The organism is Cellulomonas fimi (assembly GCF_028527925.1).
Taxonomy (GTDB): domain Bacteria; phylum Actinomycetota; class Actinomycetes; order Actinomycetales; family Cellulomonadaceae; genus Cellulomonas; species Cellulomonas fimi_C.
Genome location: NZ_JAPESW010000033.1, coordinates 33745 through 40262 on the forward strand (window position 1 = coordinate 33745; position 6518 = coordinate 40262).

6 protein-coding genes are annotated in these 6518 nt (G+C 75.1%); 2 read left to right on the forward strand and 4 right to left on the reverse strand.

Going from position 1 to position 6518, the window contains the following annotated elements; translation table 11 throughout:
- Window positions 1-51 precede the first annotated feature (51 nt).
- Both OMK64_RS14620 and OMK64_RS14625 read right to left on the reverse strand, forming a co-directional pair.
- Window positions 52-543 carry an FBP domain-containing protein gene (locus OMK64_RS14620; protein ID WP_272729097.1) on the reverse strand — a complete coding sequence of 164 codons (492 nt, stop codon included), beginning with the start codon at window positions 541-543 and terminating at the stop codon, window positions 52-54.
- Between the two features lie 339 nt (window positions 544-882).
- Window positions 883-1836 carry a DMT family transporter gene (locus OMK64_RS14625; protein ID WP_272729098.1) on the reverse strand — a complete coding sequence of 318 codons (954 nt, stop codon included), beginning with the start codon at window positions 1834-1836 and terminating at the stop codon, window positions 883-885.
- Between the two features lie 71 nt (window positions 1837-1907).
- Here OMK64_RS14625 and OMK64_RS14630 point away from each other — a divergent pair, with 71 nt between their 5' ends.
- Both OMK64_RS14630 and OMK64_RS14635 read left to right on the forward strand, forming a co-directional pair.
- A complete protein-coding gene (locus tag OMK64_RS14630; protein WP_272729099.1) occupies window positions 1908-2807 on the forward strand; it encodes a LysR family transcriptional regulator in 900 nt (299 codons plus the stop codon).
- A 77-nt stretch (window positions 2808-2884) separates the two neighbouring features.
- Window positions 2885-4606: a GMC family oxidoreductase gene (locus tag OMK64_RS14635; protein ID WP_272729100.1), complete on the forward strand. Its 1722-nt coding sequence runs from the start codon at window positions 2885-2887 to the stop codon at window positions 4604-4606.
- A gap of 181 nt (window positions 4607-4787) precedes the next feature.
- Here the strand turns inward: OMK64_RS14635 and OMK64_RS14640 are convergent, their stop codons facing one another.
- Together OMK64_RS14640 and OMK64_RS14645 are read right to left on the reverse strand one after the other, a co-directional pair.
- Window positions 4788-5486 (reverse strand): hypothetical protein, encoded by a 699-nt coding sequence (locus tag OMK64_RS14640; RefSeq protein ID WP_272729101.1) that lies wholly within the window; start codon window positions 5484-5486, stop codon window positions 4788-4790.
- A 71-nt stretch (window positions 5487-5557) separates the two neighbouring features.
- The coding region (locus tag OMK64_RS14645) for a redoxin domain-containing protein (protein ID WP_272729102.1) at window positions 5558-6518 on the reverse strand (961 nt) is incomplete at its 5' end.

A 6518-nucleotide genomic window follows, 5' to 3' on the forward strand; every position in this document is an offset into this window, starting at 1 on the left:
CCTCGCGGACGCGGTGCGGCGCCGGGCACGCCGACGCCGCACCGCCTCGCGTCAGGACCCGCGCAGCACCTCGCGGACGAACCGCGCGGAGTGCTCGCGCAGCGTCTCGATGCGCCGCTGCACGACACCCGCCGGGTCCTGGCCCGCCTCGACGAGCGTCGGCTTGCGGCGCACGTTCTGCGAGCACGCGAAGTCCGTGCACACGAGCGTGCCGAGGGTGTCGCCGTTGCGACCGGCCGCGCCGGCCCGGCGGGCGACGTACATCGACACGTCGTCGGTCGCGTAGACGTCCTCGCACCACGCGCACACGGCACGACGGCGCGACGCGACCTCGGGGGCACGCAGGGCCACGCCGACCAGCCGGTCGTCGACGGGCACGACCACGTAGGAGCGCAGCGGCGCCTTGCGGTCGATCCACCCCAGGTAGTCGAGGCGGTCCCAGCGCAGGTCGGCCAGGTCGGACGGGAGGGTGAGCTGCTGCGCCTCGCGGCGCGAGCAGTTCACGAAGGACGTGCGGATCTGCTGTTCGGTCAGGGGAAGCATGGGTCTCGGCTCTCGTGCGGCAGGAACCGTCGCCGGACCATCGAGGGCCGGGGACGGTACGGGTCAGGGAGACGGCCCGCCGGGGTGCACCGAGAGACCCGCGCGGACCGGGTCCGGACGGGTCGTCGCCGTGAGGCGTCAGGCGTGCGGGGCGGGCGTCGGGCCCGCGCCTGAGGAGGCCAGGACGGCCGCCTCGCTTCCCTGCTGCATCGAGATGCACTCCGTGCTCGCGGTCGCGGGCTGGTCCCACGACGCAGATCGCCGTCCATGGTGCACCCGGACGCTCGCACGACCAAACACAGCGAGGTCGAGAACCCCGTGAGGTCCCGTCAGCCGACCTCAGGCCGACCGCGTGCCGAGCGCGTCACGCGGCGCGGCGTCGACGACCGGCGCCCGCTTCGCCCGCTGCGCCACCACCACGCCGAGCACGACCAGCACCCCACCGACCGGCTCGTACCAGTGCACCCGCTCGCCCAGGACGAGCGCGCCCAGCACCACCCCGACGAGCGGGGTGAGGTACGTGACCGTCGACGCGCGCTGCGCGCCCCACGCGTCGACGATCCGGTTGAACCACACGTACGCCGCGCCGGTGCCCAGCGCGCCGAGCGCGACCATCGCGCCGACCAGCGACCACGACACGTCGAGCGTGCCCAGCGCGCTCGCCGGCACTACGAACGGCGACGCGGCCAGCACCATGAGCGCCCCGGCGCCGATCTGCCCCGCCGCGACCGACTCGGGCGGCAGGCCCAGCGGCGTGACGAACCGGCGCAGGTAGGTCGTGCCGATCCCGTAGCTCGCCGTCGCCCCGAGGCATGCCAGCACGGCCGGGACGCTCGCGGACACGCCACCCGCGCGCCAGGTCCACGGCGCGACGACCACCACCACGCCGACGATGCCGACGAGCAGGCCGACGCGCTGCCGGGCGACCAGCCGCTCGGTGGGCAGCAGCGCCGCCGCCCATGCGGCGGTCATGAGCGGCGTCGTCGCGTTGAGGATGCTCTCGAGCCCCGACGTCAGGTGCAGCCCGGCCCACGAGAAGAGCAGGAACGGCACGACGCACAGGACGACGCCGAGGACCGCGAGGTGCCCCCACGTCCGCGCACCGCGCGGCCAGCGCCGCCGCAGCACGAGCATCGCGACGAGCAGCGCGGCCGCCCCCAGCGTCAGCCGCGCCAGCACGACCTGCGCCGGACTCAGCCCCTCGTCGAGCCCCACCTTGATGAACAGGAAGCTCGCGCCCCACACCAGGGCGGCGGCGAGGTAGTAGACGACGATCGTCCGGTCCCGGGTCACGTGCACCACCGTGGCCGAGACCTCTGACATGAGGCAAACGCATCTGGTTCATGCCGCGATACGGTCAGTTCATGCCCACGCTCGTGCAGCTCCGGGTCCTCGTCGCTGTGGTCGACCGCTCGTCGTTCACCGAGGCCGCCGCGACCCTCGACGTCAGCCAGTCCGCCGTCTCGCACGCGGTCGCCGCGCTCGAGCAGGAGGCCGGCGGCCGGCTCGTCGAGCGCACGACGCCGGTCGTGACGACAGCGCTCGGCGCCCGCCTGCTCCCCCACGCGCGCGCCGCGATCGCGTCCGCCGACGCGTTCACGGCCGAGCACGCCTCGGCGCGGTCGGCCGGGACCGTCCGGCTCGCCGCCGTGCCGACGGTCTGCCAGGGCCTCATGCCGTCGCTCCTGCGGACGTGGGGCGACCGTCTGCCGCTCGTCCACGTGCGCGTGTTCGAGGGCGACGACGACGAGCTCGCGGACTGGCTCGAGGGCGGCATCGTCGACGCCGCGGTGCTCGTCGACCCGGACCCGGCGCCGGACGGTGCCCGGCTCGTCGCCCGCGACGACTTCCGTGCCGTCGTCCGCACCGACCACCCGCTCGTCGACGCCGGTCCGATCCCGCTGGCGGAGCTCGTCGACGACGGCCTGCTCGTGTCCGGGGGCGGGTGCGAGGCCCAGGTCCGACGCCTGCACCGCACCGCCGACCTGCCGTTCTCCCCCGGACAGCGCGTGCGCGAGCTGGCGACGATGCTCCGCATGGTCGACGAGGGCATCGGGGTGTCCGTCATGCCCAGCCTCGGCGGCGGCCTGCTCCCCGACGGCGTCGTCATGGCCCCGCTCGCGCCCACGCTGACGCGCGACCTCGTGCTCACCGGCCCGACGACCCGCCCGTGGCACCCGCTCGTCCGCGCTCTCGTCGCGGCGACCGACGAGCACCCGCTCGACGCGACGAGCGAGGCCGTCCCCGCCCTGGCCGGACGCTGACCCCGGCCCGACGTCGGCGGCGTCCTATCATCACGACGTCCGCGACTGACGCGGGCGAGGCGTGCCGGAGGTCGACGATGACGTCTGCGGGGAGCGACGCGCGCCCGCACGTCGTCGTCGTGGGATCCGGGTTCGGCGGGTCGGTCGCGGCGCTGCGGCTCTCCGAGAAGGGGTACCGCGTCACCGTCCTGGAGGCCGGCCGGCGGTTCACGCCGCAGACGCTGCCGCGGACCTCGTGGGACGTGCGCCGGTTCCTGTGGGCACCGCGCCTCGGCTGCCACGGCATCCAGCGCATCCACGTGCTGCCCGACGTCGTCGTCCTCGCCGGGGCGGGTGTCGGCGGCGGGTCGCTCGTCTACGCGAACACGCTCTACGAGCCCGAGTCCGCCGCGTTCTGGGACGACCCGCAGTGGGCCGGGATCACCGACTGGCGCGACGAGCTCGCCCCGCACTACGACCAGGCGCGGCGGATGCTCGGGGTCGTCGACAACCCGACGGTCACGCCCGCGGACCGGGTGGTCCTGGCGGCGGCACGCGACCTGGGCGTGGCGTCGTCGTTCCGGCCGGCGCCCGTCGGCGTCGTGTTCGGGCCGCCGGGGGCGCCGGTAGCGGACCCGTTCTTCGGCGGCGTCGGGCCCGAGCGCCGCGGCTGCCTCGAGTGCGGCGAGTGCATGACGGGGTGCCGGCACGGGGCCAAGAACACGCTCGAGACGAACTACCTGTGGCTCGCCGAGCAGGCCGGCGCGCGGATCGTCCCGGACACGACGGTCACGTCGCTCTCACCGCTGCCGGGCGGCGGGTGGACCGTCTCGACGCTGCCGACCAGGCGTCGTGGGCCCGTCCGTCGGCTGGTCGCCGACCAGGTCGTCGTCGCCGCCGGAGCGTGGGGCACGCAGTCGCTGCTGCACCGCCTCAAGGCCGACGGGACGCTGCCGCGCCTGTCCGACCGGCTCGGCGCACTGACCCGCACCAACTCCGAGTCGCTCGGCGGCGCGGCTCGACGCATGCGTGGCTGGCGGCGGCGCGAGCCGCTCAACAGCGGCGTCGCCATCACGTCGTCCGTCTGGCTCGACGAGCACACCCACCTGGAACCGGTCCGGTACGGGCGCGGGTCGAACCTCATGGGGCTCCTCGCGACGGTGCTCACCGACGGCGGCGGACGCGTCCCGCGGCCCGTGCGGTGGCTCGGTCAGGTCGCGCGGCACCCGGCGCGCGCCGCGTCCGTCCTCACCGGCCTCGGGTCGTGGTCGCAGCGCACCGTCATCGGGCTCGTCATGCAGACCGGCGACGCGTCGATCACCGTCTCCCCGCGCCGCACCCGGCTCGGTCGTTGGCGGCTCACGTCGACGCCCGGCGACGGCGAGCCCAACCCGACGTGGATCCCGCAGGCCAACGCCGCCTACCGGCGCATGGCCGCGCACGTCGACGGCGGCGCGTTCAGCAGCCTCGGCGAGATCGTCGACGTGCCGATGACCGCGCACTTCATCGGCGGCTGCACCATCGGCACGACCGCCGCGGACGGCGTCGTCGACCCCTACCACCGCGTCTTCGGCTACGACGGGCTGCACGTCCTCGACGGCTCGACGATCTCCGCGAACCTCGGCGTCAACCCGTCCCTCACCATCACCGCCCAGGCCGAGCGCGCGTGCGCGCTGTGGCCGAACGCCGGCGACCCCGACCCGCGCCCCCCGCTCGGCGAGGCATACGTGCGCGTCGCGCCGGTCGCCCCGCGAGCGCCCGTCGTGCCTTCGGGAGCCCGCGCCGCCCTCCGCCTGACGGTCGTCCGCCCCGCGTCGTAGCGGCTCGGCCGGGACGGCGCGACCCCGCCGGGCGTCGGGCGCGCTCCAGCGAGGTGGTCGCGTCAGAGTCCCGTCGTGCTCACGCCGTACTCGGCCTGCTGGGCGGTAGGTCCTGACCGCGGGTGAAACCCGTCCCGAACCCCCGAGCAGACCCCGGACCGGCCGCCGACGTCGTCGGCCGTCAGCAGCCCGCCGAGTCGAACGGGCAGAGCAGCTCCCAGCCCTGCTGGGCCAGGCCGGACACCGTCGTGCGGGCCGAGCCGACTGTCCCCTCGCCACCGTCCAGCCCGACGAGCATCACGGCGTTGCCGCGCCGCGTCACCGCGACGTAGGTGCCCATCGCGTCGTCCAACGAGCCCGACGCGGACGCGCCGTAGTAGTCCGTCGCCAGCCCGAGACCCTGCGCGCCCACCGCGAGCGGCTCGCTGACGTACCGCGTCGGCGGCTCGCCCTCGGTGCACGCGCCGAGCGCGGCGGTCAGACGCTCCGCCTCGGCGACGGCCGCGTCGGCGTCCGCGAGCACGGCGACCTGCTGCACACCGACGGGACTCTCGAACTCACCCGTGCCCTGCGAGACCGTGCGCATCGCCGTGGCGTCCGTCGGGGCGCCGGCGGCGCACGCACCCGGCAGGCGCCAGTCGACGGCGCCCGTCGACTCGTCGCGCGGGCCCGCCGGACCGACGGCCGTCCACGCGGCCTCGGTCAGCATCACCTCGGGTGCGACGTCCGTCGCGACGGAGCCGGTAGGCGACGACGACGCCGCGCGGGTCGACGCCGACGCGACCGGGTCGGGCGTCGCCGAGGGTTCGGCTTCGGCCGTGCAGGCGGTCAGCGCCAGGGCGCAGAGGGCGCTCGTCGAGGTCAGCGCGAGGGTCCGCATGCCCACCACCCTGACAGACGAACCCGCGCGCCGTGGCTGGTCACTCCCCTGATCCGCGTCCGCGGCGGGCCTCACCCAAAGGTGAACGAGTAGACCGTCACACCCTCGGGGACGTCGAGCTCGACGGTCCCCTCCGCGACCTCGTCGCCGTCGACGACCGGGTAGGACCGCGGCGGGCCGGCCACGTCGAGGGTGCCGCGGTCGACCACGCGCCCGTCGGCGTCGCGCACGACGAACCCGACCTCGCCCGTCCCGCCGAGCACGGTCTGCACGACGGCGGCGTGGTAGCTCAGCCGCAGCGCGGCGTCGGCACCGGCGTTCGCGCCCTGGAAGTCGGTCGTCCACGTGCCGCCGAGCGCGACGGTGTCGGGCGCCTGGTCGGGCGGCAGCGTGTACGTGTGCTCACCCTCCACGTACTCGCCGGCCACGTTCTTGCGCTTCGAGACCGACAGGAACGTCTCGGGCGTGACGTCCTGCTGCGGCGTCGCGTCGTCGACCTGCGTCCGCGGCGGCAGGTCGACGTCCGGGTCGGCGGCGACGAGCAGCTCGCGGATCATCGTCTCCGTCGCCTCGTAGTTCCCCTCCCCCTGCGACACGTGGCGCACCTGCCCGTCGGCGTCGACCAGGTAGGCGGCCGGCCAGTACCGGTTCCGGTACGCGGTCCACGTCGCGTACGCGTTGTCCTGCGCGACCGCGTACTCGATGCCGAACCGGCGGGCCCCGTCGACGACGTTCCGCGTCTCCTTCTCGAACGCGTACTCCGGCGTGTGCACGCCGATCACGACCAGCCCGGCGTCGCGGTACGCCTCGTCCCACGCGACGACGTGCGGGACGGACCGCTGGCAGTTGATGCAGGAGTAGGCCCAGAAGTCGAGCAGCACGACCTTGCCGCGCTGCTCGGCCAGGTCGACGGGCGCGCCGTCGGGCGTGTTGAGCCACGTGTCGATGCCGCGGATCGCGGGCGCCGGGCCGCACTCCTCGAGCTCCTCGGCGCCGTCGGTGCAGCGGCTCAGGCCCTCGTTCTCCGCCGTG